The sequence below is a fragment of the Caulobacter sp. ALps2 genome (assembly GCF_058681635.1).
This window is the reverse complement of the sequence record NZ_CM178743.1, coordinates 2,207,167-2,232,371: the sequence shown is the minus strand read 5'-3', so window position 1 is coordinate 2,232,371 and position 25,205 is coordinate 2,207,167. Positions and strand designations below refer to the sequence as shown.

General features: G+C 67.5%; 27 protein-coding genes. 9 read left to right on the top strand and 18 right to left on the bottom strand.

Going from position 1 to position 25,205, the window contains the following annotated elements; translation table 11 throughout:
- Nucleotides 1-24: 24 nt before the first annotated feature.
- Entirely contained in the window at nucleotides 25-984 is a 960-nt protein-coding gene (locus tag ACW173_RS10650; protein ID WP_492081387.1) for an IS110 family RNA-guided transposase, read from the bottom strand.
- A gap of 201 nt (nucleotides 985-1,185) precedes the next feature.
- The gene (locus ACW173_RS10645; RefSeq protein ID WP_492085222.1) at nucleotides 1,186-1,527 is read right to left on the bottom strand and encodes an endonuclease domain-containing protein; all 342 of its coding nucleotides are present in this window, start codon (nucleotides 1,525-1,527) and stop codon (nucleotides 1,186-1,188) included.
- 287 nt (nucleotides 1,528-1,814) lie between these two features.
- On the opposite strand from ACW173_RS10645, the gene ACW173_RS10640 reads away from it, so the two are divergent.
- On the top strand, nucleotides 1,815-2,267 hold the full coding sequence (locus tag ACW173_RS10640; RefSeq protein WP_492085220.1) for a hypothetical protein: 453 nt from the start codon (nucleotides 1,815-1,817) through the stop codon (nucleotides 2,265-2,267).
- A gap of 87 nt (nucleotides 2,268-2,354) precedes the next feature.
- Here the strand turns inward: ACW173_RS10640 and ACW173_RS10635 are convergent, their stop codons facing one another.
- Both ACW173_RS10635 and ACW173_RS10630 read right to left on the bottom strand, forming a co-directional pair.
- Nucleotides 2,355-3,794 (bottom strand): aldehyde dehydrogenase family protein, encoded by a 1,440-nt coding sequence (locus ACW173_RS10635; RefSeq protein ID WP_492085219.1) that lies wholly within the window; start codon nucleotides 3,792-3,794, stop codon nucleotides 2,355-2,357.
- A gap of 102 nt (nucleotides 3,795-3,896) precedes the next feature.
- Entirely contained in the window at nucleotides 3,897-4,367 is a 471-nt protein-coding gene (locus ACW173_RS10630; protein ID WP_492085217.1) for an NUDIX domain-containing protein, read from the bottom strand.
- Nucleotides 4,368-4,536: 169 nt separating this feature from the next.
- Between ACW173_RS10630 and ACW173_RS10625 the strand changes: the two genes are divergently transcribed.
- The 7 genes from ACW173_RS10625 (at nucleotide 4,537) to ACW173_RS10595 (ending at nucleotide 9,305) form a co-directional block, all read left to right on the top strand.
- Complete coding sequence (locus ACW173_RS10625; RefSeq protein WP_492085216.1) at nucleotides 4,537-5,313, top strand: SDR family oxidoreductase; 777 nt, start codon at nucleotides 4,537-4,539, stop codon at nucleotides 5,311-5,313.
- A gap of 10 nt (nucleotides 5,314-5,323) precedes the next feature.
- Nucleotides 5,324-5,728, top strand: a complete 405-nt coding sequence (gene folB / locus ACW173_RS10620) for a dihydroneopterin aldolase (protein WP_492085214.1) — start codon at nucleotides 5,324-5,326, stop codon at nucleotides 5,726-5,728.
- 1 nt (nucleotide 5,729) lies between these two features.
- Complete coding sequence (locus tag ACW173_RS10615) at nucleotides 5,730-6,296, top strand: hypothetical protein (protein ID WP_492085213.1); 567 nt, start codon at nucleotides 5,730-5,732, stop codon at nucleotides 6,294-6,296.
- Nucleotides 6,297-6,374: 78 nt separating this feature from the next.
- Nucleotides 6,375-6,743 carry a DUF4870 family protein gene (locus ACW173_RS10610; protein ID WP_492085211.1) on the top strand — a complete coding sequence of 123 codons (369 nt, stop codon included), beginning with the start codon at nucleotides 6,375-6,377 and terminating at the stop codon, nucleotides 6,741-6,743.
- 3 nt (nucleotides 6,744-6,746) lie between these two features.
- On the top strand, nucleotides 6,747-7,151 hold the full coding sequence (locus ACW173_RS10605) for a DUF4870 family protein (protein WP_492085210.1): 405 nt from the start codon (nucleotides 6,747-6,749) through the stop codon (nucleotides 7,149-7,151).
- A 156-nt stretch (nucleotides 7,152-7,307) separates the two neighbouring features.
- Nucleotides 7,308-8,348, top strand: coding sequence for a tetratricopeptide repeat protein (locus ACW173_RS10600; protein WP_492085209.1), 1,041 nt, complete (start codon nucleotides 7,308-7,310; stop codon nucleotides 8,346-8,348).
- Between the two features lie 195 nt (nucleotides 8,349-8,543).
- Complete coding sequence (locus tag ACW173_RS10595; protein ID WP_492085208.1) at nucleotides 8,544-9,305, top strand: prepilin peptidase; 762 nt, start codon at nucleotides 8,544-8,546, stop codon at nucleotides 9,303-9,305.
- On the opposite strand, the gene gspN is transcribed toward ACW173_RS10595, so the two are convergent.
- From gspN to ACW173_RS10525, 14 genes are all read right to left on the bottom strand, one after another.
- A complete protein-coding gene (gene gspN / locus ACW173_RS10590; RefSeq protein ID WP_492085205.1) occupies nucleotides 9,273-10,019 on the bottom strand; it encodes a type II secretion system protein N in 747 nt (248 codons plus the stop codon). The genes ACW173_RS10595 and gspN overlap by 33 nt on opposite strands.
- A complete protein-coding gene (locus ACW173_RS10585) occupies nucleotides 10,016-10,495 on the bottom strand; it encodes a type II secretion system protein M (protein ID WP_492085203.1) in 480 nt (159 codons plus the stop codon). Before ACW173_RS10585 ends, gspN begins: the two co-directional genes overlap by 4 nt.
- On the bottom strand, nucleotides 10,492-11,583 hold the full coding sequence (gene gspL, locus ACW173_RS10580) for a type II secretion system protein GspL (protein WP_492085202.1): 1,092 nt from the start codon (nucleotides 11,581-11,583) through the stop codon (nucleotides 10,492-10,494). Before gspL ends, ACW173_RS10585 begins: the two co-directional genes overlap by 4 nt.
- Nucleotides 11,580-12,554: a type II secretion system minor pseudopilin GspK gene (gspK, locus tag ACW173_RS10575; protein WP_492085200.1), complete on the bottom strand. Its 975-nt coding sequence runs from the start codon at nucleotides 12,552-12,554 to the stop codon at nucleotides 11,580-11,582. Before gspK ends, gspL begins: the two co-directional genes overlap by 4 nt.
- Nucleotides 12,551-13,141 carry a type II secretion system minor pseudopilin GspJ gene (gene gspJ / locus ACW173_RS10570; RefSeq protein ID WP_492085198.1) on the bottom strand — a complete coding sequence of 197 codons (591 nt, stop codon included), beginning with the start codon at nucleotides 13,139-13,141 and terminating at the stop codon, nucleotides 12,551-12,553. The genes gspK and gspJ overlap by 4 nt, the downstream gene beginning before the upstream one ends.
- Entirely contained in the window at nucleotides 13,138-13,521 is a 384-nt protein-coding gene (gene gspI / locus ACW173_RS10565) for a type II secretion system minor pseudopilin GspI (protein ID WP_492085197.1), read from the bottom strand. Before gspI ends, gspJ begins: the two co-directional genes overlap by 4 nt.
- Entirely contained in the window at nucleotides 13,490-13,978 is a 489-nt protein-coding gene (locus ACW173_RS10560; protein WP_492085195.1) for a GspH/FimT family pseudopilin, read from the bottom strand. Before ACW173_RS10560 ends, gspI begins: the two co-directional genes overlap by 32 nt.
- The gene (gspG, locus tag ACW173_RS10555; RefSeq protein ID WP_492085193.1) at nucleotides 13,962-14,414 is read right to left on the bottom strand and encodes a type II secretion system major pseudopilin GspG; all 453 of its coding nucleotides are present in this window, start codon (nucleotides 14,412-14,414) and stop codon (nucleotides 13,962-13,964) included. Before gspG ends, ACW173_RS10560 begins: the two co-directional genes overlap by 17 nt.
- Before the next feature lie 11 nt (nucleotides 14,415-14,425).
- Nucleotides 14,426-15,637, bottom strand: coding sequence for a type II secretion system inner membrane protein GspF (gene gspF / locus ACW173_RS10550; RefSeq protein ID WP_492085191.1), 1,212 nt, complete (start codon nucleotides 15,635-15,637; stop codon nucleotides 14,426-14,428).
- The gene (gene gspE / locus ACW173_RS10545; RefSeq protein ID WP_492085189.1) at nucleotides 15,624-17,099 is read right to left on the bottom strand and encodes a type II secretion system ATPase GspE; all 1,476 of its coding nucleotides are present in this window, start codon (nucleotides 17,097-17,099) and stop codon (nucleotides 15,624-15,626) included. Before gspE ends, gspF begins: the two co-directional genes overlap by 14 nt.
- Entirely contained in the window at nucleotides 17,096-19,195 is a 2,100-nt protein-coding gene (gene gspD / locus ACW173_RS10540; protein ID WP_492085187.1) for a type II secretion system secretin GspD, read from the bottom strand. The genes gspE and gspD overlap by 4 nt, the downstream gene beginning before the upstream one ends.
- A complete protein-coding gene (locus ACW173_RS10535) occupies nucleotides 19,192-19,629 on the bottom strand; it encodes a type II secretion system protein N (RefSeq protein WP_492085185.1) in 438 nt (145 codons plus the stop codon). Before ACW173_RS10535 ends, gspD begins: the two co-directional genes overlap by 4 nt.
- A gap of 186 nt (nucleotides 19,630-19,815) precedes the next feature.
- On the bottom strand, nucleotides 19,816-22,482 hold the full coding sequence (locus tag ACW173_RS10530) for a TonB-dependent receptor domain-containing protein (protein WP_492085183.1): 2,667 nt from the start codon (nucleotides 22,480-22,482) through the stop codon (nucleotides 19,816-19,818).
- A gap of 84 nt (nucleotides 22,483-22,566) precedes the next feature.
- On the bottom strand, nucleotides 22,567-24,105 hold the full coding sequence (locus ACW173_RS10525) for a beta-helix domain-containing protein (RefSeq protein WP_492085181.1): 1,539 nt from the start codon (nucleotides 24,103-24,105) through the stop codon (nucleotides 22,567-22,569).
- A 430-nt stretch (nucleotides 24,106-24,535) separates the two neighbouring features.
- Between ACW173_RS10525 and ACW173_RS10520 the strand changes: the two genes are divergently transcribed.
- Nucleotides 24,536-25,087 carry a hypothetical protein gene (locus ACW173_RS10520; protein WP_492085179.1) on the top strand — a complete coding sequence of 184 codons (552 nt, stop codon included), beginning with the start codon at nucleotides 24,536-24,538 and terminating at the stop codon, nucleotides 25,085-25,087.
- The last annotated feature ends 118 nt before the right edge of the window (nucleotides 25,088-25,205 follow it).

Here is a 25,205-nt window from a genome sequence, read left to right as displayed (position 1 = left end):
GCGTAGCGGTGGGAGGGTGAGCAACTATGTTGTTGATGTGGTTTGCATGGTCCAAGGCTGCTGTCTGGCCAGAACGAGGTTGGCGGCCTCGATGAGCTTTCGCATGACGGCGACGATGGCGACCTTTGGGGGCTTGCCGGCCTTGAGCAGGCGGCTGGCGAAGGCCTTGAAGCCTGGGTCGCAGCGCTTGGCGGCGATGGCGGCGAGATAGAGCATTCGGCGGGGTCGGTTTCGACCGCCTCCAATGAAGCTCTGGCCTTTCCATTGACCCGATTGCCGGTCGAACGGGGCGACGCCGAGCAAGGCGGCCGGCTGGCCGCGCCGCATGGCGCCAAGCTCGGGCATGCGGATCACCAGGCTGGCGGCGACGATCGGCCCGACGCCGGGCAGCGACAGCAGCAGGCGGTAGCGCGCCAGAAGATCGGCGCGGGCCTTGATCCGAACGAGGATCTCGGCGGCCAGTCTGGCCTTGAGACGCGACAGGCTCTGGATCTGCTCGCCCATCGCCTCGACCAGATCCGGCAGGTCGACGTGCTCCATGAAGGTCTTCAGCTCGGCGGCCTGGTCGGTAATCTGCTCATAGGCGGTCAAGCGTTGGGCCAGTTCGACCAAGCGCGGGTCCTGGGCGGCTCGAACCGCCTCGACCTGGGCTGTCGCCGCCGCGATCAGGGCCGCGTCCAGCCGGTCGGTCTTGGCCTTCCAGCGCTTGAGCCGAGCAAAGAGCCGAACCTCCAGCGGCTGGTGGACGATCACCTCAAAGCCCGCCGCCTCCAGCCTCGACCGCGCCGCCCGCTCGTAGCCGGCCGTCGCCTCCAACCCCGCCCGGACCACGCCTTGCTCGACCAGCCAGGCGATCAGCGCCGCCAGGCCCGCCTCGTCGTTGCCGAACCGACGCGCCTCCTCCTGGCCGTGGATCGCCACGTCCAGCCAAGACTTGCCCACATCGATCCCGGCGATTGTCGTGTTACGCTGCACCCGTTCCATCGACCCATCCTTGTGGCTTCGGACCCATCCGTCCCTGCAACCATCCGGGTCATGAAACGTCGGCGGCGGCCCTGCTCACCCTCAGCGCCCAACGCTCAGGGGCTATCGGCCCCTCCGCCGACTGCCCGCTTGGCGTTGGCGCGCCAGGCGGGCGTCCCGGAAGACCGCAACACCTTACGACAATCGCCCACAGACAAGAGGTTACGACCCCGCCGAACGGAGCGCGGCGAGGATATCGTCCGCCGTCCCGCCGGGATCGGCCAGGACCCGCTCGTTGCGAAATCTGATGACGGCGTAGCCGAACAGCTCCAGCGTCTCCATACGGCGGGCGTCATAGTCTTCCCGGCCGTCGTGGACCGCGCCGTCCAGCTCCACGATCAGCTTCGCGGCCTCGCAGGCGAAGTCCACGATGTAACGATCGATCGGGTGTTGCCGGAGAAAACGGAAACCGCCAAGGCGACGGTTGCGGACGAGCTTCCACAGCGTCTTCTCGGCCAGGGTTTGATCCTGACGGAGGCGACGGGCGTTGGCGATCCTGTCCATGGCCGAGCTTGGACACAGCCGCCTTGCATGCTCAACCGAAGGAATTGAGATTTTCCGGCGGGCGATGAAACCTCTCACCCTCCCACCGCCGTCGGCGGCGGGCCCCTCCCTCTCTCAAAGAGAGAGGGTGTCACGGGGCGGTCCTTGACTGACCTGGTCAGCCCGGCACGCTGCAGCCTCCAGGAGATGTAAGGTTGGGTCCGACCCTGCGAGGGGTCGCTAGGAATAGATCCTCACCATCTACTAGATGGTTGGACCCGCATATACGCCGCGAAGGGGGAACGATTTTGACGAACGCAGATCCGCAATCTGAAATGATAAAAGCCCTTGCCGATCAAGCATTTAAGACTCTAGTCGATTGGGAGCAAAAATTAATATTGTCCGCAAGCGTTGGCAACGGGGCAGCACTTGTAGTCCTCGGCGGGGCACTATTGAACGGATGGAAATTGAATCTTTTTACAGCGCTACTGCCCGCACTGTGGATGTTTTCCGCAGGATTAATTTTAGCCGGAATCGCTCCACTCACCGCGCTAAACAGTTATACTACAGGACATCTTGGCTTATCTCTGCGCGCTTTAGGCGATGCCAACGGTAATGATATGGACAAATATATCAAGTATCTTAATACCTCAAAGCGCCACCACAAGCTTACTATGCGTCTAGTTTTTGCGTCCGGATCGGCATTTGTTCTGGGAATTATTTGGCCCATTACGATCATTACATTTTTCCCAGAACTGTAGAGCCCTCCAAATATTCCGGTGAAGAAAAAGGCGGAGCCTCCTGGCCCCGCCCTCTCCAAGTCTAGCCAACTCAGCAGCAGAGTAACCCTACTCCGCCGCCACCTTCGCCGAGTAACCGAGGATCGCCTTCGTCTCGAGGAATTCCCCGAAGGCGTGATCCCCCCACTCGCGGCCGTTGCCGCTCATCTTGTAGCCGCCGAACGGGGCCATCAGGTCGGGGCTGGCGCCGTTCAGGTTCACCTGGCCGGCGCGGAGCTTGCTCGCCACCTTGCGGACGCCCTCCGGGTCCGTGCCCGAGACATAGGCCGCCAGGCCGTACTCGGTGTCGTTGCCGACGGTGACGGCTTCCTCGACCGTGTCGTAGCCGAGGATCGAGATCACCGGGCCGAAGATCTCTTCCTTGGAGATCGTCATGTCGGGCTTAACGTTCGCGAAGACGGTCGGCTTGACGTAGTAGCCCTTGTCCAGGCCTTCCGGCCGACCGACGCCGCCGGTGACCAGGGTGGCGCCCTCGTCGATGCCCTTCTGGATCAGGCCCTGGATCTTGTTCCACTGCACCTCGGAGACCACCGGGCCCATCTTGTGGTTGCCGTTCGGGTCGCCGACCGTGTGGCTCTCGGCGGCGGCCTTGGCGATGGCGATGACCTCGTCCATGCGCGCGCCGGGGACCAGCATGCGGGTCGGGGCGTTGCACGACTGGCCCGAGTTCATCATCACCGAGGCCACGCCGCCGCCCACCGCGCGGGCGAAGTCGGCGTCGTCGAGGATGATGTTGGGGCTCTTGCCGCCCAGCTCCTGGTGCACGCGCTTGACGGTCGGGGCGGCGTTCTTGGCCACCTCGATGCCGGCGCGGGTGGAGCCGGTGAACGAGACCATGTCGACTTCGGGATGGCTCGAGAGCGCCGCGCCGACCGTGGGGCCGTCGCCATTGACCAGGTTGAAGACGCCCGCCGGAACGCCGGCGGCGTGCAGGATCTCGGTCCAGATGTAGCCGCTGAACGGCGCGATCTCGGACGGCTTCAGCACCATGGTGCAGCCGGTGGCCAGGGCGGGCGCGACCTTGCAGGCGATCTGGTTCACCGGCCAGTTCCACGGCGTGATGAAGGCGCAGACGCCGATCGGCTCCTTGACGATCCGGGTCGTGCCCCGGTCTTCCTCGAACTTGTAGTCCTTGAGCACGGCGGCGGCGGTCTGGACGTGGGCGATGCCCATGGCGGCCTGGGCGCGCTGGGCCAGCCAGGCGGGGGCGCCCATCTCCTCGGTGATGGCTTTGGCCATGTCCTCGAAGCGCTTCTGGTACTCGGCGATGATGCGCTCGAGAATGTCGATGCGCTCCTCGCGGCTGGTCTGGCTGAAGCTGCCGAAGGCCTTGCGGGCGGCGCGGACCGCCTTGTCGACGTCGGCCTCCGAACCCAGCGAGATCACGCCGGCGACTTCCTCGGTGGCCGGGTTGATGACGTCCAGCGGCTTCGGTGCGACCGGATCGACCCAGGCCCCGTCGATGTAGAACTTGGTGTACTCGCGCATGCCGTTCTCCTGCCCGTGGATGGTTGGCCCGCTCTTAGTTGGAGAGATGGCGGGTCGTTTCAAACAAGCATTTAATGTGATCGGCGTTCACGTGGGAAGGGGTCACCACATCGGATCGCTGGGAGTTTCGCCGAACACCTCCGCCAGCCGCCGCCGCGTGCCGGGCGAGACGCCCTCCGGCAGGGCGTGGGGGTCGAACCAGCCCAGTTCGTGGATCTCGCCCGCCGCGTCCGAGGCGCAGGGCTCCCAGGCGTCGACGCGGTAGACCAGGACGTGGTCGCCGGGGTGGACGGCCTCGTTGCTGTGGGCCGAGACCAGGCGCGGGCGCGACAGGGCGCGGACGCCGGCCTCCTCCCGCAGCTCGCGCATGACGGCGGTCTCGGCCGTCTCGCCGCGCTCGACCCCGCCGCCGGGCAGGTGCCAGCCGTGGATGTAGGTGTGCTGGAGCAGCAGCACCTGGCCGGCCGCGTTGGTGGCCACCGCCCGCACGCCCAGGGTCAGCCCCCGCCTCATCCGGAAGACGGCGTGGACCAGGGGCCGGGTGAAGGGTTCGATGCGACGTCGCCAGAGCATGGCCCTTCCTAGCGCGGCTTGCGCTTGCGGTCAGCGGCGCCGACGGCTAAAGCCCCAGCAACTGTCTTTTCTCTTTCCGGAGCCGCGCCATGCTCGCGATCGGTGTCATCGCCATCTTCCTGGCTGTCGTTCTCGCCCTGAACTATTTCGAGTTCGGCCGCATCGACTAATGAGCAGCCAGGCGCGCGGCGCGGCCCTGGTCACCGGCGCGGGGCGTCGGATCGGCAAGGTCCTGGCCCTCGAGGCCGCCCGCGCCGGCTACGACGTCGCCGTCCACCACCGCGCCTCGGCCGACGAGGCGCTAGAGACGGCGCGGGCCGTGCGAGCCCTGGGCCGCCGCGCGGTCCTGGTCCGCGCCGACCTCTCCGACGAGGACGAGACACGCGGCCTGATCGCCCAAATCTCAAAAGGGGAGGCCGCCGACACGATCGGCCCCGTCACCCTGCTGATCAACAGCGCCTCGGCCTTCGAGGACGATCGTGTCGGCGGGCTGTCGCGCGACACCTGGGACCTGCATCTCGAGACCAATCTGCGCGCGCCGATCGTGCTGGCCGAGGCCTTCGCGGCCGCGTTGCCTGAAGACGCGCAAGGCCTGGTGGTCAATATCGTCGACCAGCGGGTGCTGCGCCCGAACCCGCAGTTCTTCAGCTATTCCCTGGCCAAGGCCGGGCTGTGGTGGGCCACCCAGACGCTGGCTCAGGCGCTGGCGCCGCGCGTCCGCGTGAATGCCATCGGTCCTGGCCCCACCCTGCCGTCCGTGCACCAGGCCCCCGGCGAGTTCGAGGCCGAGGCCGCCGGGGTGCTGTTGCAGCGCCGCGTCACGCCCGACGAGCTTGCCGGCGCCCTGCGCTACCTCATTGACGCAAGGTCGGTCACGGGCCAGATGATCGCGGTGGACGGCGGCCAGCACCTGGCCTGGCAGACGCCGGACATTGTTGCTCCGTAGGAGGCCACGCTTGGCCGCTTCGCCCCTCGCCGAAAACACCGCGCCGCAGGACCTGGCCCGCGTGATCGTGACCAAGGTCTTCGTGCGCGGCCTGAAGGTCGACGCCGAGATCGGCGTCTACGACCACGAATATGGCCGCCACCAGTCGCTGATCGTCGATGTCGAGCTGGACGTGGCCGCCAGCCATTTCGAGCGCCTGGGCGACACGGTGAACTACGAGATGATCGGCGAAGCGGCCCGCGCCATCGCCGCCGAGGGCCATGTCGGCCTGGTCGAGACCTTCGCCGAACGCCTGGCCCAGGCCTGCTTCTTCGATCCCCGCGTCACCCGCGCCCGGGTGCGGGTCGAGAAACCCGGCGCCCTGGCCCCGCACGCGGCCGCCGCCGGCGTCGAGATCACCGCCGTCCGGTCCTAGAATGGAAGTCTCTCACAGCGCCCGCGTCGCCCCCTTCCAGCCCGAAACGGTCTGGACGCTGGACGCCGGAACGCTGACGGAGACACGCGGTAAGCTCCAACGCCGCTTTCCGCTGTCCAGCCTGACCCGCTATCGCCTGACCACAGCGCCCCAAAGCAGAAATGGGGACGGCGGCAACCGCCGCGTGCTGGCCCTCAGCTTCGGCCGCGCCAAGGTGGTGCTGACCGCCCAGAGTTATGTCGGCCCCGGACGGTTCGAGGACCGGCTGAAGAGCTTCTCGCCCCTGGCCCGCGCCATCGCCGCCGTCGGCGCCGACCTGTCCCCGCGCGCCCGCTTCGGCGTGGCCCGGCCGCGGGCCCGCCAGGCCCTGACCCTGGTCATGGGCCTGCTGGCCTTCGGGACCCTGGCGATGCTGGTCTTCTCGCTGACCGCCGGCATGGCCGGGGTCGGCGTCGACATGGCCGCGCGGATGAGCTTCGTGCTGATCCTGATGCTGGCCGTCCCGCCATGGCTGGACCGCGGCGCCGACTTCGACCCGCACGATCCGCCGTCGGACCTGCTGCCGTAAGGGTTACGCGACCTTCATTTGCATCGCGCGGCGATCGGCGCGACGATTGGGCCAACGACGTTCTCTTAGGCTCAAGCTTTGTCCGACCCCGTTATCGACCCCGCCGTGCCGCCCCGGCTGCAGGACGACAAGACCCTGCCCGCCGTGGTCTACGCCCTGCACATCGCCGGCGCCGTGACCGGCGTCACCTGCCTGATCGGCGCGATCATCGCCTATATCAGCCGCAAGGACGCGGCCGAGTGGCTGGTCAGCCACTACGAATTCCAGATCCGCACGTTCTGGCTGGCCCTGCTGTTCAGCGTGATCAGCATCATCCTGACGCCCGTCGGCATCGGCATGGTGGCCCTGGTCGCCACCGGCCTGTGGCTGGTGGTGCGCGGCGTCGTCGGCCTGTCGACCCTGCTGAAGGGCCAACCCTATCCCACTCCCAAGAACTGGATGCTCTGAACCATGACCGACGCGACCACCGCCATCGAGGCCCGCGCCGAAGAGGACAAGATCCTGCCGGCCGTGGTCTACGGCCTGTATCTGCTGGGCTTCACCAACGGCCTGACCTTCATCGTCGGCCTGATCGTGGCCTATGTGAACCGCGACCAGGCCGGCCCGATCAACGAGAGCCACTACACCTTCGCCATCCGGACCTTCTGGCTGTCGATCGCCTGGTTCATCATCGGCGGCCTGCTGCTGGGCTTCGGCATCCCGCTGACCCTGCTGCTGATCGGCATCCCCATGATGATCGTCGGCGGCGCGATCATGGGCGCGGTCAGCCTGTGGTTCGTGGTGCGCTGCGTCATGGGAATCTATTATCTGGTCCGCGGCGAGGCGTACCCACGCCCGCGCGCCTGGTTGATTTAGAGGCGCCTTCGCCGCCGGGCGCCCACTGACGGGTCAGGCCCGCGTCTCCCTTCTCCTGCCAGTTGAGACGGCTCGACGGAGGAGGGACCGTGCGCTGACTAGTGCGCTCTGGCGGTGGGACGCCCATTTTCTGGGTTTAGCGTTCGGGGGGACGTGATGCTGGCGCGACTGGTTGGGATCATCTTGGGGCTGATCCTGGCGACGTCGGGATACGTGGTGGCGGGCTGGGGCTCGCTGGGGAGCTGGGCCACGAATCTCGATCTCGGACCGTTCGAGCCGCATCGTCCGACCGCCGGTGCGGCGGCGGCGATCGTGGGCGGAGGGCTCATCATCGCCGCCCTGCTACCCCGCCGCGGGCCGAAGAAGAAAGCCGCGCCGATGGCGTTCGGCCTGGAGCTGGAGCCGCAAGCCCAGCCCATAATGGGCGAACCCACAATGGCCCAGCCCTCAACGGCCCAACCCACAATGGCCCAGGCCGTGACGGCCCAGCCGATACCGGCGCCAGCCCCCGCGCCCATGTCCGCGCCGCCTCCCCAGCCCGTCGCGACGCCGGCCACGGCCGTCGCTCCGCCGCGGCCGCAGGCTCCTCCGTCGCCGCCTAGGCCAGAGACCTTCGCCGAGATGCGCGTGCGTCTGGTCGCGCTCGCTCAAGACGGATCCTGGGCCGAGGCCGCCCGCATCCTGGCGTCCATGAAACGCGCCGCCGACACCGACGAGGAGCTGGCCATCGTCTATCGCGACCTGGGCGACTTCGCGCGCGGCCAGGGCCAGACCGATGACGCCGCCGAAGCCTATGAGACGGCCGTCTCCTATGCCCGCGAGGTGCGCCAGGCCCGCCCCAACGACGAGACCGCCGAACTGCTGGCCGGCGCGCTGTCGGGCGTCGGCGACACGGCCGAGGCCGAGGGTCGCCTGGACGCCGCCCTCTCGGCCTTCGAAGAAGCCCTGGCCCTGCGCCGCTCGCGCGGCGGCCGCGAGGCCGGCGACACCCAGGCCCAACGCGCCCTGTCGGTGAACCTGGAACGCCTGGCCGATCTGCGCGAGGATCGCGGCCACCGCATGCGGGCGCTGGACCTCTATCGCGAAAGCTACGACATCGCCGGCCGCCTGGCCGCCGCCGACCCGGCCCGCTTCGGCCCCGACCTGGCCGCGACCCGGGCCCGGATGACCGAGTTGGAAGCGAAGATCTCGGGATAGGTCCCGAGGGTCCGCCCCCCCTCGCGGGGAGGTGGATCGTTGCGGATACGCGACGAGACGGAGGGGGCGGCGCGAGCCGTCGCGCCGAACCGGTCCCGATGGCGCGCCTGAAAAATACGATCCGCGCCGCGCGGACGATTGCCGTCCACGCGGCTTTGGGCCAAAGGCTCATGCTTGCCCTTGGAACCGCAGCCCTTGACCATCGACCAATTCTGGGCCGCTTCGACGCTGATCTTCGCGCCTTTCGTCGGAAGCTTCATTGGCCTGCTGACGCTTCGTCTGCCGGCGGGTCGCCCTTGGGCGATGTCGCGGTCGGCGTGCGAGGCCTGCGACCGCCCGCTCGCGGTTATCGATCTGGTCCCCGTGTTCAGCTTCCTCCTCCTGCGGGGACGATGCAGAACCTGTGGCGCGGCCATACCGCCGCGGTACCTCCTGCTGGAAGTCGGATGCCTGCTGATCGCCGCCTGGAGCCTGGTCACCTACGCCGGCGTGATGGTTCCGGTGACCGCGCTTTTCGGCTGGGCGCTACTGTTGATCGCGACAATTGACGCCGAGCACCTTTGGCTGCCCGACATATTGACCCTGCCGCTCGGCGCCCTGGGGGTCGTGTTGACCCTAGGGTTGGGGCTGGCTCCGGCATGGACGCCACTGCTTGGCGCGGCCGTGGGCTATGGCGCGCTTACCGTAATCGCCTGGCTCTACAGGAGAATCCGCGGGTTTGACGGCATGGGCGGCGGCGATCCGCGCCTGCTGGGCGCCATCGGGGCCTGGGTGGGGTGGCAAGGTCTGCCGTCGGTGCTGGTCTGGTCCTGCGTGGCGGGCCTCAGCGTGGCGACCGCGCAGGCGATCGTCCGCCGCCGCTTCTCACCGAGCCAGCAACTGCCGTTTGGAACCTTCCTGGCGGTGGGCGCCTGGCTGACCTGGCTATGGGGTCCGCTTCACACCTTGATCCGTTGACGCCGGGAGCAGCCGACCATTGACCGTTCGCCGCGCGCCGACCGCGTCCTTCGAAAAGCCGCTGGCGACCAATCCCTGGATCAGGTCCGCATCGGTGGTCGCGACCGTCATCTCCAATTGATAGCGGCCCGCGCCGTCGATACGGCTCGTCAGCTTGAGGTCGGCGCCGTCGGCCTTCCCGCTCAAGGTCGCCGTCCAGCTGTTGGCGCGACACGCGGACACCCCGCTCAGGACGCTGCCCCGCAGGGGGCCGTCACCGATCAACCGCAACCGGATCTCGCCACCGGCGCGCGCGCAACGCCCGCCGCGGAAGACGGCCGCGGCGTCGCGGAAGGCGACATCACCGCTGAGAGGCAGGCCCATGGCGCTCAGATCGACGGCGGTCCGCAGGTTCAAGCGCCGCACGCCCTTGTCGCGGCCGCCCAGCAGCAGGGTGACGCGCTGATCCGAGGCCGCCCTCTCCTGCTTGAGCCCGATCCGGACCTGGCCCGTGACCAGGGCCAGAGGATCGAGCCCGCCCTTCCAGGTTCCGATCGGGGCGCCGGCCAGAGTGACGTCCTCGAGGCGTCCACTCCAGACGACGCCACTGACGCCTGACATGCTGAACGCTTCCGAACCCGCCAGACGGGAGACCAGGAGGCGCATCGGCGCGAACAGCAAGGTCATCGCCAGGGTGGCGACGAGCAGGATCGCGATGAGGAGACGGTTGCTCATCGGGCGGCGCGCGCGAAGGTGACCTCGGCCTCGACCAGGCCGCTATCCAGGCGCGAGGCCGTGAAGTCGGTGACCATCAAGCCCCCCTCCCGTTCCACCGCCGCCACCCAGGGCAGAAGGATCTTGGCGTCGATCGCGGTGATCCAGATGGTGAAGCGGCCGTTGGCGTCCTGGCGGTGGCGGGCGATAGGCAGGCCGACCTTGCTGGCGGCGGCCTCGACCACGGCCTGCGGCGCGGCGCCTCCCGAGGAGGCCGACGGAGCCGCCGCGGGCGCCAGGGCCCGCAGGCTGGCCAGTTGGGCCGAGGCGCGCTCGAGGCGGACCTGTCCGGCCTCCGCCGCCGCCACCATAGGCGTCAGAACGCCATACCAGCCGATCACGGCCACGAAGGCGACGACCATGACGGACAGCATCAGCCGCTCGCGTCCAGTGCGCCCGGACCACCACAGACGGGCGGCTTCGAGTCGTCCATTCATGGCTTTCTCCTGACGACCAGATCGCTGCTGATACGCCCGCCCTCGCTGATGGTGCTTTGCTCGGTCAATTCGAGGCCCAGCCGCTTGGCGCCCATCCGAAGTCGATCCATGTCCGAATAGTTGGCGTAGCCGACGGTCGAGCGGATCGCGCCTTCCTCGCCATAGACCAGCGTGTCCAGCGTCACGCCGGGCGTCGCTTGGACCATGCTCAGATAGCTGGCCGAAAGCTCGCCGAACCCCCGGCCGCTCTGGCTGGCCGCCAGGCGCGACAGGGCGTAGCCGGCCGCGTCCTCATAGCGGGACGCCTGGGGGACCAGGGAGACCGCCAAGCTGGCGGCCCGCCTTTCCATGGCCCTCGCGGTCATCTGGTCGTGGGCGATCTGGACCAACAGCAGCAGAAGCGGCGAGATCGCCGCGGCGGCCGCCAGGATGGCCAGGCGCTTCAGGCCGCGCCGCTCGGTTCGCGCGCGGACGGCGAAACGTCCCTGCAGCAGGTTGATCAGCGGTGAGCGCGCACCGGCCGCCAGCCAGGGATCGAGTTCCTCGGCGGGGATGTAGCGATGCGGACGCCCCTCGATCAGCAGGGCGGCCAGTTCGGGATCCGCGCTGAAGGCCTTGCCGGGCTCGCGCAGCGCCAGCTGCCGACCGAGCGGGGCGACCACCAGTTGGCCGGCCTCGCCCTCGGGAAGCAGAAGATAGTCCGGGATCACCGCCTGGGGCGTCACGCCGTGGGCGAGGGCGACGTCCAGCCAGGCCTGCAGCTTTTCGCGCGCGGTCCACACCACCAGGGTGCGGCCCAGCTCATCGACGGCGCCGACAGCGATATGCAGGTCGTCGCCGCCTAGCGCCACCTCGTCCTCGATACGGAAGGCCGCCGCCGAACGGGCCTGCGCGGGGCTGCCCAGCGGCAGGTCCATCCAGCGCGCCACGGCCTCGGCGCCCGGCGCGACCAGGACCACGGGACCGGCGTCGTCGAGGCGCTCGTCGGGGCCAAGCGTCCGCCGGGTGGCGGTCACGCCATCGGCTTCGAGCAGTTCGGGCCGCTCGCCGGGCTCGGACGGCGGCATCAAGAGACGTAGCAAGGTCATTCGTCGGGGGTCCAACGCCGCGCGACCAGCGTAACCTTGCCGGCCGATGGGGTTTCGAAAAGGGAGGTCATGAACACTGGCATGTCGGCAAAGACGACTTGGCTGTCCAGGGCGAAGAACCGGGTGCGGAAACGCACCTGGTCGCGCACCACGTCGCCGGGCGGCGTGGCGAGCAGGGATTGCTGTCCCCAGAAGGCCTGGGCGTCGGGCCAGCCCTGGGTGGGGCGGCTGGACAGGATCGTGTAGGCCAGTTCGCGGCCGACCCGCCCCTCGGTGAGGGCCGTCAGCAGCAGCGCCCGCTCCGGAGGCAGGGTGTTGAGGTTGATCGGCGACAGATCGGTCGTGGGCAGCGCGCACACATAGGGCCGCAGGGCCGCGTAGACGCCGGGGGTGAAGCCGCGCACCGCCCGCAGCTCGCTGACCTCGGCCAGAGGGCCTCCCGCCGTCCTGTAGGGCTCGGGCAGCTTGGCGTAGCCCGGATCCTCGGCCTCGGCGCGACCGACGTCGTTGCTGTCCATCCACTCGGCGAGGTTTTCCGCGAGCTCGGCCTTGCCCGGCGCGCCGACCAGCGACAGCAGGGTGGCGAACTGCCGGACGCCCAGTTCCCGCCGCCGGAACGGCTCGCCCTGGTTGGCTTCGACGACGCTGTTGAGGTTGAAGCAACCGGTCGCGTCCGTGAGCTTGGCCTCCATCTGGCCCTGGTCGATAGGAAAGGCGATGACGCGCCCGTTCCATCCGCCCTCCAGGGTGGTCTTCGCGGGATCGCGGTCCATCAGCTGGGCGATACGCGTCCGAGCCAGTTGTTCGGTTCCCAGGGCGTACCAGTGCGCCTGGCTGGCGACGCGGGCGTTGAGGGTCCGGCGGACGCCGAAACGAATGTCGTCCAGCACGCCGACAGCGATGACGGCGATCACCGCGACCATCAGCATGACCGTCAGCAGCGCCGCGCCTTTTTCACGCTCGGGCCTCATCGGCCTTCTCCCGAGGTGAGGAAGAGCTGGTCGATCTCGCCCAGGTCCTTGAGCTTCATGTCCAACCGCACGGCGGTGGGAATGTCCGACGTGGGATCGCCTCGCCAGGTGGGCCGCCAGACGCCGTCGAACAGATAGAAGGGCCGCACGCTTTCGATATCGGTCATCAGCACCTGGGCCGGGCCCAGGCGCGCGCCGTCGAGGGCGGGACGCGCCCGGCGTTCCAGCCGTCCCTCGACCAGCGCGTACTCGACATATTGCATCGAGGCGCGGGGCGCGTGGTCGGGGTTCTCGTAGCCGCGCCGCGTGAAGGCCAGCAGCGGGCCGCCCACGACCCAGGGGCTGACGCCCGCGAAGGCGGTCAGCGCCGGCGAACCGTCCTCGCCGCGGGTCCGTCGCATCGCCGCCTGTGACAGGTCCGCCTTGAGAATGGCCCGCATGCGCTGCAGTTCGGCATAACGCTCCACATGGACGCGGACGGCGCTCTGGTTGGCGAGCGTCGAGCTCATCACCGCCACGCCGGCGGCGGTGATCAGCGCGAAGATCAACAGCGCCACCATCATCTCGATCAGGGTGAAGCCCTTCATCGCGCGGCTCGGAACAGCGTCGCCGCCGCGGCGGGCTGGCGTGACCTGGGCGTCATGACAATGATGTCGACGCGAAGGATCGCCGGATCGGCGGTGCGACTGACCTGCCGCGTCCACAGCCATGGACGGCCCGCGACCTGCTCGGATCCGGCGGCTTTGCCCAATGCGGGCGGGACGAGACTGGTCACCGTCTCGATGGCGCGATTGTCCAGCACCACCTCGGCGAGGATTCGGTCCTGCAAGCGCCCGCTGGCGCGCGTGTTCTCGCCCGCCAGATTCAGCAGCGCGAGCACCGCCAGGCTGAAGATCGCCAGGGCGACCAACAGCTCGATCAGGGTGAAACCCGCCTCAGAGCGCGCGCGCGGCATGGACAGCAACATTCCCGGCGACATCGACGCTGACCACATAGCCCGCGTTGCGTCGTCCCAGCGTGAACTCGGCCCCACTGGCCTGGCCCGTGGGTTCAAAGACGACGGCGCGCTCGCCGTCCAGCCCCGACACCTGGGTCTCCTCCACCCACGCCGTCGTCAGGAACGGCGCCTTGTCCAGCGCGCGCCAGTCGCGGCCGTCGCGGATGTCGAACCGGTAGTCGGACGAAGAGACGCTGACCCGAACCTGACGATTGACCAGCAGCGATTCCTCCCGCGCGCGCAGCAAACGCGCGGCGAACCGCGCGCTCTCCTGCGCCAAGGTCATCCTGCCATCGGGCAGGGTCAGGATCACGGCGGTGGCCAGCAGGCCCATGATCATCAACACGACCATCAGCTCGACCAGCGTGAAGCCCGCCCGCGCCGCGCGCCGCGCTGTCAGGCTCCGGGCTTCAACTCCAGTTGCCAATGTCGGCGTCCTTGCCTTCGCCGCCTTCGCGCCCGTCCGCGCCGAACGAGTACACGTCGATCGCCCCGTGCGCGCCCGGCGCCCGATACTGGTACGGGTTGCCCCAGGGATCCTTGGGCAGGCGGCGGACATACCCCCCCTCGCGGTAACGATCGACCTGGGTCAGCCCGGCCGGCGGCGCCACCAGGGCCTGTAGCCCCTGCTCGGTGGTCGGAAAGGAGAAATTGTCCAGGCGATAGCCCTCCAGCGCCTGCTCCAGAACCGAAACATCGGCGCGAGCCTTGCCCTTCATGGCCTTCTCCTGGTTGGGCAGGACGTTGATGGCCACGACCGTGGCCAGAAGGCCAAGGATCACGATGACCACCATCATCTCCACCAGGGTGAAGCCGGCCTGGCGCGCCCGGCGGCGTTTCTTCTCGGGGTCGAGGGTCGGCATGGCTACGCTTCCTAGTTCAAGGCCAGATTGTTGATCTGCAGGATGGGCAGCAGGATCGACAGGACGATCGTCGCCACCACGCCGCCCAGCAGAACGATGATGGCCGGTTCCAGCAGGCTGAGGAGCGTCGCGGTGAAGGTCTCGAACTCCCGCTCCAGATAGTCGGCCGCCCGCATCAGCATCGCTTCGACGCGGCCGCTGCTCTCGCCGCTGGCGGTCATGTAGACCAGCACCGGCGGAAACACCTCGACGCGGCGCATGGCCACCGACAACGCTCCGCCCTCGCGGATGGCGGCGATCATGTCGTCGATCGCCGCCCTCAGGACGGCGTTGCGCACGGTGCCGGCGGTGAGCATCAGGCCCTCGAGCATGGGCAGGCCGCTGGCGACCATGGTGGCCAGGGTCCGCGCCAACCGCGCCGCGTGGACGTCCCGGATCAACCGACCCAGCAGCGGCAGCCGCAGCAATCCCCGGTCCACGGCCAGCTTGAACGGGCGATGACGCAGGGCGCGCAGGAACGCGAACACGGCGATCGCGATGCTCGCGGCGATCAGCCAGCCAAAGGTCTGCAACCCCGCCGACAGCCCGATCACCAGCCGGGTCAGCAGCGGAAGGGTCTGGCCCATCGAGTCGAACTGCTCGACCACCTTGGGGATCACGAAGATCATCAGGGCCGCCACCACCAGGCAGGCGACCAGGGCCAGGACGATCGGATAGACCAGCGCCGTGGTGATCTTGGCCCGGACCTGTTGTTGCTGTTCCAGGAGGTCGGCCAGGCGATCCAAGATGGTCGGCAGCGCGCCGGACGACTCGCCCGCCGAGACCATGGCTCGGTAGAGCGGGGGAAAGGCCTTGGCGGGACGCGCCATCGCGTCCGAAAGCCGGTAGCCCTCCAGAACCGCGGCATGAACCTCGCCGATCACCTGCTTCAGCTTCGGCTTGTCGGCCTGGAGGGCGATGGTGCGCAACGCCTCCTCCAGCGTCGAGACCGAGGTCAGCGTCGCCAGCTGGCGCGTGAACATGGACCTGTCCTTGGCGCTCAGCCCGCGGCCGAACGCCTGGGCGCCGCCGACGGCCGGCTTGGCGACGGCGGTCATGATCTTCACCGGCGCCAGCTGACGTCGCTCCAGCTGACCGGCCGCGGCGGCCTCGTCGATGGCCTTCAGCTGGCCGCGACGCGTGCGGCCCGCCAGGTCGAGCGCCACATAGTCAAAGGTCGCCATCGCGCGCCCCCTGCCCCGTGATCCGCAGCGCTTCCTCCACGGTCGTCAGGCCCGCCAGAATGTAGCGTCGCGCTTCCTGCCCAAGGTCACGATCCAGGCCCGCCGCCGTGATCTCCTGCTCGGTCGCGTTGCCGCCGATCAGGCGGCGCAGCCGGTCATCGACTCGCAGCGCCTCGTAGATGCCGATCCGTCCCTGGTAGCCGGTATGGGCGCAATGGGCGCAGCCCACCGGTCGGTGCAGGACGTCGCCCACCTCGACCCCGACCAGGGCGGCCGTCGCGGCGTCCGCGGGTTCCGGCGCCCGGCAGTGCTCGCACAACCGTCGCACCAGCCGCTGGGCGATGATCAGCCGGAGGGTCGAGGCCAGCAGAAAGGGTTCAACCCCCATGTCGCGCAGACGAACGACGGCGCCGGCCGCGTCGTTGGTGTGGACGGTCGACAGCACCAGGTGGCCCGTCAAACTGGCCTGGACGGCGATCTGGGCGGTCTCGGAGTCGCGGATCTCGCCGACCATGACCACATCGGGATCCTGCCGGAGAATGGCCCTCAGGCCGGCCGCGAAGGTCATGCCGACCTTGGTGTTGACCTGGGTCTGGCCGATGCCGTGCACGGCGTATTCGACCGGGTCCTCGATCGTCAGGATGTTGCGGCTGTTGTCGTTCAGCACCGCCAGGGCCGCGTAGAGCGTCGTGGTCTTGCCCGAGCCGGTGGGGCCGGTGACCAGGATGATCCCATGCGGTTCGCGCACCGCCGCCTCCAGGGCGGTCAGGACGGTGGGCGACATGCCGAGGTCCGCGAGCCGAAGGCCGGCCTGGTCCTTGTCCAGGATGCGCATGACCACCCGCTCGCCCATGCGGGCCGGCAGGGTCGAGACGCGGACGTCCAGGCTCTTGCCGCCGAGGGCCAGGGAGATCCGGCCGTCCTGCGGCAGGCGCTTTTCGGCGATGTCCAGCTTGGCCATCACCTTGACCCGCGAAACCAGCATCGCGGCGATGCGTGGCGACAGGCTCAGCACCTCGCTGAGCACGCCATCGATGCGCAGCCGTACGATCAGGGCCTGCTCGAAGGGCTCGATATGGATGTCGGACGCCCCCAGCCGCACCGCCTCGGCGATCAGGCCGTTGATCAGCCGGATGATCGGCGCGTCGTCCTGCGGGTCGAGAAGGTCCGCCGCGGCCGGCATGTCCTCGAGCAGGAGACCAAGTCCGCCATCGAGGTTGAGGCTGTCGGCGCTCGACGCCGAGGCCAGGCCCGCGCCGGCATAGACCTCGGAAAACTTGCGATCGAACACCGGCGCCGACATGGCCTCGATCACCAACGGCGCCCCGATCGCCCGACGCACCTCGACCAGGGCGGCGGGGTCGAAGCCCTCCCGTACGCCGATCACCGCCCGCTCGCCCACGGATAGCAAAACCACCCCGTTACGCTTGGCGAAGCCGTAGGCGAGCATCGGCGCGGTCATGGCGTCGTCGTCGGCTGGGGAGCGGCCGATCGCGGCGCGGCCGAAACAGGAGAAGCGACGGGAGAAGCGACGGGACGCGCCACGTTCAGGTAGTCGCGCATGACGGCGTCCAGCGAATTGTCGCCGTCCGGCGTGGTCATGGGCGGCAGGTTGCGCATGTAGTCGTAGCGCGGCGCGGTGATGTTGCGGGCGTCGGCGACGCTGCGGATGATACGAGGACGAATGAAGACCATCAGGTTGGTCTTCTTCCGCTCCCGCGCCGTGCTGCGGAACAGCGCCCCCAGGCCAGGGACGTCGCCGAGCACCGGGGTGCGCTGCACGGACCGCGTCTCCTGCTGGTCGAGGAGGCCGCCCAGCACCACGATGTCGCCGTCGTCGACCAGGGCCGTCGTCTCGATCTCGCGCTTGTTGATGATCAGCTCGCTGGAGCCGACGCTGACCGGCCCCGCGACGCTGGAGACCTCTTGGCGGAGGAACAGGGTGATGCCGCCGCCGGCGTTGATCTGCGGCTTCACCTCCAGCTGGATGCCGACGTTCTGGCGCTGGATCGTGCGGAAGGGGTTCGAGTTCGAATCTCCCAGCACCTCGCCGGTGGTGATGGGCACCTCCTGGCCGACCAGAATGCGGGCTTCCTCGTTGTCCAGCGTCATGATCGACGGCGTCGACAGAAGATTGGATCCCGAGTCTTTCTTGACCGCGTTGATGATCGCGCCGAACAGCAGATCGCCGCTGCGGCCGACGACGCCCGAGGTGACGCCCGACGCGGTCAGCAACGAACTGACGGCGGCGTCGCGCAGGGACGTCAGGCTCTCGGAGTCCGTTCCGTTCTTGGTGCTCGCGGCCGCCCCGACGAGCGGCAGCAGGCTCGGCGTGGCGTTGGTGTAGTTGGTGGCGACGAAGGGGATGGTGCCGTTGGCGCCGCCCAACAGGAACTGCACGCCCAATTGCTTGGCGGTTCCGTCGGTGACCTCGACGACGATGGCCTCGACCAGGACCTGCTCGCGACGAATGTCCAGTTGGCGAATGACCTCCGCCAGGGTGCGCTGGGTTTCTGGCGGGGCGTTGATGATCAAGGCGTTGGCGCCCGGAAAGCGCGCGACGGTGGCCTGGGCCCCGCTCGATGGCGCGACGGTGGCCGGCGTGGCCGAAGCGGTCGGCGACGTCGTGCTCCCCGCGCCGGTCGCGGACCGTGAGCTTCCCAGCCCGCGCGACGAGGTCGTGGTCGCCGCGCCGGTGCTCTGCCCCACCAGCTGTTGCAACACCGGCAGCATCTGCTCGGCGTTGGCGTGGCGCAGAAAGACCACCCGCACGTCATCGCTGGACTCGGCGCGCCGATCCAGGTCGGCGATCACCGGCAGCAAGCGTGAAACCGCGTCGGAGTCGCCGCGCAGCAGCACCGAATTGCTGCTTTCGACCGGGACGACGGTCACCGCGCCGCGGCCGCCTTTGCCGTCGGCGCCTGGGGAGGCCAGCATGTCGTTCAGCACCTGGGCGATCTCGCGCGCCGAGCTGTTGGTCAGTGTGACGGTGTGGACGGCGGCCCGATCCTGGTCGATCTGAGCCAACAGCCCGCGGATCCGCCGCACATTGTCGGCGTAGTCCGCCACGACCACGGCGGCGCCGCGCGGATTGGCCACGACCTGGCCCTGGGGCCCGACCAACGGCTTGAGCATCTCCACGGCGCTGGCCGCGTCGAGGGTGCGCAGACGGAAGACCTCGGTGGCGAACTGGCCCCCGGCGGTGGCCGGCTGGCGCGCCGCATTCTCGGACGGCTCGATGCGATAGGCGCCGTTGCCCGCCGGCGTGGCCACGAAGTTATTGGCCCGCAGGGTCGCGAGGAACACCTCGAACAGCTCGCGGCGGTTCAACGGCCCGTTGCTCGCCACCGTCACCGTGCCCTTGACGCGCGGATCGATGATGAAGGTCGTTCCGGTCGACTTGGCGACATCCTGGATGAAGACCCGAATGTCGGCGTCCTGGACGTTGAGAAGCTGCGTCTGGGCGAGCGCCGGCGCCGAGGGCAGCGCGACGCAGCCCATGGCCAGAGCGGCGGCGACGGCAACCAGGACTGAACGCGACGGATGGACCTTGGTCATTTAGAATCCGGGAACGAGAGGGTCGCGCGCGCGCCGCCGCGAGAAAGTTCGACATGATCCCCGGCGACGGAGGCCAGGGTCACGCCGTCGGCGATGGCTTCGCCCACGGCGTAGGATTTCTGCACGCCGTCCGCGCCGGCGATGATGGCGGATCCGCCACCGGCGCCGCCGGACCGGACGCCGAAAAGTCGGAAGCCCTCGCTGACGGGACCGCGCGCCACGGCGCCGGCCGCGCCAAAGGCGTCGAACCGTGCCAGGACGCCAAGGTCGGCGGGCGGGCGCGACGCCCTGCTCGGGGCCGAGACCACGCCCGAGGGCGCCGCGACGACCCAGACCAGGCGCGCCGACTGCGCCGCCAGCAGCAGGACCAACGCGATCTCGAGCGCGAGGATCAGCCGGGGACCGGGCGAACGAATGAGGTCAAGGAAATGCAATTGGGCCCGCCGACACGTCGCTCTCAGGGAAAGCGGATTAGCGCGGCCGCGCCGCAGATCTGCGACGCTTTAATGACAAACGCATGACAAACACTCCCTATCCGGATGATCGGGAGCGTGGTCGGCGCGCGGTCGGCCCCAGGGTCCGCGCACTGGGGAGGGGCTGAACGCCCCTCCCCGCGATGTTTAGAATTTCGCGGAAGCGCCGATCGAAAAGAACCGTCCGACATCGTACGTATTGACGTCGATGCGGTTCTTCCCGGACTTTTGGTACTCTTCGTAGCCGACGCCCGTCAGGTTGCGCGCCTCGAACTTCAGCTCGACTTCACGCCCCCACAGGTCGAGGCCCTGACGCGCGACGAAGTCGATGCGGGTCCCCGGATAGGCTTCGACGTCGGGTTGACCGCTGTTCACCAGGCCGCGGCTCGTGGCCCGCTTGCTGGCGTAGTTGATCAGCAGGGTCTGCTGCGAGAGACGATCGGTGTCCTCAAGGCCCAGCTGCAGGTTGACCACATGGTCCGACTGGCCGGTGAGGGGCGCGCCGTCCGTGAAATAGTCGGTCGCCTTGGTCGAGCTGGCCGCGAAAACCGAAACGGTGTCGCCCGCCGAAACCTTCAGCTCCGACTTCGAGTAGGTGTAGTTGGCGATCGCCACGAAGCGGCGGCTAGCCCAGAAGTCGCCTTTCCAGCCCGAAAGATCGAAGTACTTCTGCGCTTCGAATTCAGCGCCGTAGAGGCTGGCCTTGGGGGCGTTGGCGAAGCTGGTCGACAGGTCGCTGCCCGAGACGTAGCTCTCGATCGGACGATCGATCTGCTTGTAGAAGCCCGCGACCGACAGGCGCTGGTCGGTGGCGAAATACCACTCATAGCGCCCTTCGGCGTTGGTCAGCTTGCTGTCGACGAGCAGCGGGTTGCCGCGATACATGCGGTTGCTGTCGGGATCGAAGTAGAACTGGTAGATCAACTCGCGGAACTGGGGACGCGCGATCGTCTTGGACGCGCTGAGCCGCAGCTGCGAATCCGACTTCACGTGCCAGGTCATGGTCGCCGACGGCAGCCAATAGTTATCATTCAAACGAGTCGATGCGAGCGACGCGCCGGGCGTGTTGAAGACCTGGATCGGAGCGACCTTCTGGCGGGCCGTCTCGTAGCGAAGGCCGACATCGAACTCGAGGTCGCCGAAGACCGCGCCGTTGAGCTTGGCGTAGGCGGCGTGGTTTTGCAGCATGGCGCGGAAGGCGGGGTTGCCTTCGTTCGTCTCGACCAGCGCGATGTCGAAGTTCTGGATGATCGCGGGCGCCAGCAGGAGATCCGGGCGCAGCATGTCGACGCCGCGCGGGAAGCTGTTCGGAGCCTGGAACTGGAAGTCGCGACGCGAGCTGTCGCGGTCGGTGTGAAGGTAGGCATAGCCCACGGTGGCCGCGAAACCCGGGGCCAGCTTGTACGTCGCGTCGGCCCCGCCCGACCACAGATCCTCGCTCAGGTCGGAATAGCTGATGCGAGCATCGCCGCCGTTGCCGTTGTTCAGGCGGTTGACGAAATATTGGCCGAAGGGGTCGGCGGACGTGTTGGTCCGGACATATTCCAACGACAGTTCGGCCGGCGCGTCGCGCTTGGTGTTGGCGTAGCTGGCGCGAACATCCACGTTGAGCTTCGGCGTCGGCTTGAACTCGCCCACCAGCTGGGTGTTGACGAGCTGGCGCTCATACCAAGCGGTGTTCTGCTGCATGAAGTCGACGCTCGTGCCGCCCCGATTGCCGAGCGCCAGACGCGCGCTCTTGACCGTGTCGTGAACGTAGAGATTGGTCCAGCGGATCGTGTTGTCGCCAAAGCCCAGCGAGGCCCCGAACAGGCCGTTCAGCACCACGCGGTTGTCGGTGCTGACCCGGCGGAAATCCGATTCCCGGTCGGCCAGATCCGCTTGCAGCGAGCTCTGGCTGAGCGCGTCGCGGGTGGTCCAGCGGTTGCTGTAGCCCAGGGTGGCGATCACGCCCAGATCGACGGAGTCGAGATCGAAGGGCTTGCCGGCGGTGATGTCCATCGAGAAGTTCGCCGGCAGATGGTTCCACTTCTGAACCACGCCGTTACGGCTATTGACCAGCTGACTGGCGATCGGCGCGGTGTCGACGGCGCCGGAGCTGATGCGCTCGCCGCTGGCCAGGAAGGCGGCCAGGGCCGACGGCGTGTCGCGATTGCCGTTATCGAAGCCGGTCCAGTCGGTCTTGCTGCCGTAGTAGTCGTAGCCAAGCTGGTTCGTGGTTTCGGTATCGGCCGAAACCGTGCCGCCGATGCTGATGAAGCCTTCTTTCGGGATCGACTTGGTCGTGAGGTTGATCACGCCGCCGCCGAATTCACCCGGGAAGTTCGCCGAATAGCTCTTCTGGACCAGAGAGGACGCGATGACGCGGCTGGGGAAAAGGTCCAGCGGGACGACACGCTTGAGCGGCTCCGGGCTGGGCAGGGGCGAGCCGTTGAGCAGCGCCAGCGAATAGCGGTCGCCAAGACCACGGACATAGACATAGCCATTGCCGACCAGGGTCAGGCCGGTGACCCGGCTGAGGGCGCCGGCGATGTTGCCTTCGCCGGTCCGGGCGATCTCGGCCGCCGACAGGACCGTGACCACCTGCGAGCCCGTCCTGACGACATTGCCCGTACGGGTCGCCGTGATGACGACGCTATCAACCATCCCGGGGATCGAGACTTCGGGTTGCTCGAACTGCGTCGCCGGCGTCGCGGCGGCGGCGGCGGGCGTCGAAGCCTCGTTAGCCGAGGGGGCGTTTTGCGCCAAGGCCCAGGAAGGCATTGAGAGCGCGGTCGAGAGAAGCAACAGGGACGTTAGTCGCCGCGTGATCATATCCGATCCCCCCGGGAGTGAGATAAGTAAAGTTTGGGGGCAGCCGTCCTCCGGCCGCCCCCGCTTCGACGATGTCGAGTCGCTTTAGGTGGTCGGCAGCGACGTGCAGCTCGTGCCCGTCGAGCCGAAGTTCGCCGCCGCGCTGTTGCAGGTCCAACCGGCCCACCACGTGTCGTTGCTGTCCTTGACGGCGCCGATGTAGGTGGTGGGGCTGAAGAACGCGCCCAGGCCCGTCACGTTGAACACGGCGACCGCCAGCTCATTGGCCCCGTTGACAAACGCGTTGAGCGTCGACGTGAACGCGTCGTTGTTGTTGTTGGAACCCGTGCCGAACTGAGTGGCGACGGCGGCGGCGTTGTAGGAGCCAGTGCCGAGGTACTTGGTCGAATTACAGCTCATGACGAACGAGCGGGCGGTCAGCGTCGCCGGCGTCGCGCCCGAGCCGTTGAGGCGCAGGCATTCGTTGTTCGGCGTGCTGATGACGCTGTTGGCGATCGTGACGTCCGAGTTGCCACGGATCAGGATCGAACCCAGGTCGTTGGCTTCGTTGTTGCTGCTGACCTGGCTCTGGATCATCGTGAAGTTCGAGAGCTTCAGCGTCTGGCGCGGCAGCTCGGTTTCGCGACCGTTGCTGTCGATTTCCATCAGGGCGTCGCCGGCGCCGGGGCGCTGGATCAGCAGGCCGTACTGGAAGTTGCCGGTCGCGCCGACGTCCGAGTCCAGGCTGTCGTCGTCAGCGCCGACCGAGATGTAGTACTTCACGTTGGCGACGCCACCGAAGACTTCCATGCCGTCATCCGAGCTGTTGTAGCTCTGGATGTGGTCGATCACCGTGCCGCTGCCGATGCCCGACGGCGTCAGCGATTGCAGTTCGACGTTCGAGCCCAGGACGTAGCCCGAGTAGCGGATCTGCACGTACGACATCGTGCCGCTGCTGTCGGTGTCGTCGGCGCCGCCGAACAGGGCCGGATCCGCCGCGCCTTCGGTCTGGCGCTCGCAGGTGCCGGAGGTGGTCGAGCCGGTGGTGCAGTCGGTGACCTTGCCGCGACCCATCAGCACCACGCCGCCCCATTGGCCTTGCGAGGTTTCGGTGTTCAGGCCCAGGACGTTGTCACGGCTGGTGAAGATGATCGGCTTCGCCGCGGTGCCTACGGCGTTGATCTTGTTGCCGCGGTTGACGGCCAGCCAGGACACGCCCGAACCGCCGTAGACGATGACGCCCGGCTCGATGGTCAGGGTGACGTTGGTGTCGGAAGCCGTCTTCGTGAAGCCGCCATCGGCGCCCACGTCCACACGACCGGCCATCTGATACAGCAGGCCAGCGATCTTCGGCAGCGTGATCGAGCGGTTGATGCGCGACGGCAGGGTGCAGACGCGCCAGGTGCCGGTCGGACCGGTGATCGTGCCGTCGTCCTTGAGGCCTTGCGGATCGGCGATGGTGGGGCAGCCCGAGGCCGGCGTCACGCCGGTCGGCGTGGTCGGCGTCGTCGGCGTGGTCGGCGTCGTCGGGTTGTTGATGGTGACGTTGCCACCGGTGCCCGGCGACGAAATGTCCTCGGATCCGCAGCCAGCCAGCGCCATCGCGGCGCAGCTCATGAGGATTAGGTTTCTATACAGCTTCACAGGAGCCCCTCTGGTTTCTCAAGCCGCGACGAACGCAGGCGTTCACGCCCTGCGAGCTATTTAGTCGGCAATTGTGACAGTTTTTTCCAGAAGCGCGGATGTCATTACACGAGCCACACGGCCCGAAACAATCGAGTTCGATCTTTTACGAGATATAACAATTCATACTGAGTCTATCTGGATACCCAAGATTGATAGTCACCTTGGTTGAATCGCGCGCATTCGCGAAATAACATATTATGTATACATTTTTATGACGGTTTTGAGCATCCGGAAACTAACCCGTAAATTCTTGACTCGGATTAGTTTGTATGAATTTTGAAGATACAAACCAAAACCTTATTGCGCGAATTTGATCAGTGGTGTGACGATATTCGCGCCAACGAATTTAAGTCTCCGCGCCACCGGAGACCGGACGGCTTCGACGCATATGGCGCACTTTGGCTTCCTGCTACCCGACGAACTTCGCACGCGGTTTGATCAATTCGCCGCGGGCCGCGGCGGTCGCTCAGCCGCCCTGCGGATGCTGGTCGCGCAGGCGCTGAAGGCTGAAGGCGCGGACGTCCCTCCCTTTCCGCCAGCGCGGGCCGACCACGGCGCCGGTGAAAGCGTAACGATACGGCTGTCGGCCGACGACATGGCGCGACTGGACGAGGAATGCCAATCGATCGGCATGTCGCGTGGCCAATGGCTCCAGTCCTGCGTGCGCCACCGCCTGCGAGGCAGCCGACATTTCGGCCCTGTCGATCGCACTCGAATCGCCAAGATCGTTTCGGAGATGCGACAGATAAAGACGATCCTGTTCCGATGCGCCGGCGCCTTGGAGCGGGCGCCACGGGACGCATCGGTTCGCGACAAGCACCACGCCCTCGTCGACCGCCTGTCCTCGGATGTCGCGCGTGCGATCATGGCGATCGAGGCCGCTTTTCAGGGCAATGACAGATATTGGCGGGGGCGAGCGCCGCCTTTCGAGTCAGACTGAGGCGGCCGGATGCGGACCCGGAGGCCTCAGCGTGCCGGTCTGGAGCGTTTTACGATCCGAACGGATCGACAAAATGCTCCAGGTTTTTGATTTAGAGCCCTTTTTATCCGACTGATCG

Excerpts from the sequence above, each read along its gene's own strand:
- ACW173_RS10650 (WP_492081387.1), bottom strand. The coding sequence starts at position 984 with ATGGAACGGGTGCAGCGTAACACGACAATCGCCGGGATCGATGTGGGC.
- ACW173_RS10645 (WP_492085222.1), bottom strand. The coding sequence starts at position 1,527 with ATGGACAGGATCGCCAACGCCCGTCGCCTCCGTCAGGATCAAACCCTG.
- ACW173_RS10635 (WP_492085219.1), bottom strand. The coding sequence starts at position 3,794 with ATGCGCGAGTACACCAAGTTCTACATCGACGGGGCCTGGGTCGATCCG.
- ACW173_RS10630 (WP_492085217.1), bottom strand. The coding sequence starts at position 4,367 with ATGCTCTGGCGACGTCGCATCGAACCCTTCACCCGGCCCCTGGTCCAC.
- ACW173_RS10625 (WP_492085216.1), top strand. The coding sequence starts at position 4,537 with ATGAGCAGCCAGGCGCGCGGCGCGGCCCTGGTCACCGGCGCGGGGCGT.
- ACW173_RS10615 (WP_492085213.1), top strand. The coding sequence starts at position 5,730 with ATGGAAGTCTCTCACAGCGCCCGCGTCGCCCCCTTCCAGCCCGAAACG.
- ACW173_RS10605 (WP_492085210.1), top strand. The coding sequence starts at position 6,747 with ATGACCGACGCGACCACCGCCATCGAGGCCCGCGCCGAAGAGGACAAG.
- ACW173_RS10600 (WP_492085209.1), top strand. The coding sequence starts at position 7,308 with ATGCTGGCGCGACTGGTTGGGATCATCTTGGGGCTGATCCTGGCGACG.
- gspN (WP_492085205.1), bottom strand. The coding sequence starts at position 10,019 with ATGAGCAACCGTCTCCTCATCGCGATCCTGCTCGTCGCCACCCTGGCG.
- ACW173_RS10585 (WP_492085203.1), bottom strand. The coding sequence starts at position 10,495 with ATGAATGGACGACTCGAAGCCGCCCGTCTGTGGTGGTCCGGGCGCACT.
- gspL (WP_492085202.1), bottom strand. The coding sequence starts at position 11,583 with ATGACCTTGCTACGTCTCTTGATGCCGCCGTCCGAGCCCGGCGAGCGG.
- gspK (WP_492085200.1), bottom strand. The coding sequence starts at position 12,554 with ATGAGGCCCGAGCGTGAAAAAGGCGCGGCGCTGCTGACGGTCATGCTG.
- gspJ (WP_492085198.1), bottom strand. The coding sequence starts at position 13,141 with ATGAAGGGCTTCACCCTGATCGAGATGATGGTGGCGCTGTTGATCTTC.
- gspI (WP_492085197.1), bottom strand. The coding sequence starts at position 13,521 with ATGTTGCTGTCCATGCCGCGCGCGCGCTCTGAGGCGGGTTTCACCCTG.
- gspG (WP_492085193.1), bottom strand. The coding sequence starts at position 14,414 with ATGCCGACCCTCGACCCCGAGAAGAAACGCCGCCGGGCGCGCCAGGCC.
- gspF (WP_492085191.1), bottom strand. The coding sequence starts at position 15,637 with ATGGCGACCTTTGACTATGTGGCGCTCGACCTGGCGGGCCGCACGCGT.
- gspE (WP_492085189.1), bottom strand. The coding sequence starts at position 17,099 with ATGACCGCGCCGATGCTCGCCTACGGCTTCGCCAAGCGTAACGGGGTG.
- gspD (WP_492085187.1), bottom strand. The coding sequence starts at position 19,195 with ATGACCAAGGTCCATCCGTCGCGTTCAGTCCTGGTTGCCGTCGCCGCC.
- ACW173_RS10530 (WP_492085183.1), bottom strand. The coding sequence starts at position 22,482 with ATGATCACGCGGCGACTAACGTCCCTGTTGCTTCTCTCGACCGCGCTC.
- ACW173_RS10520 (WP_492085179.1), top strand. The coding sequence starts at position 24,536 with ATGGCGCACTTTGGCTTCCTGCTACCCGACGAACTTCGCACGCGGTTT.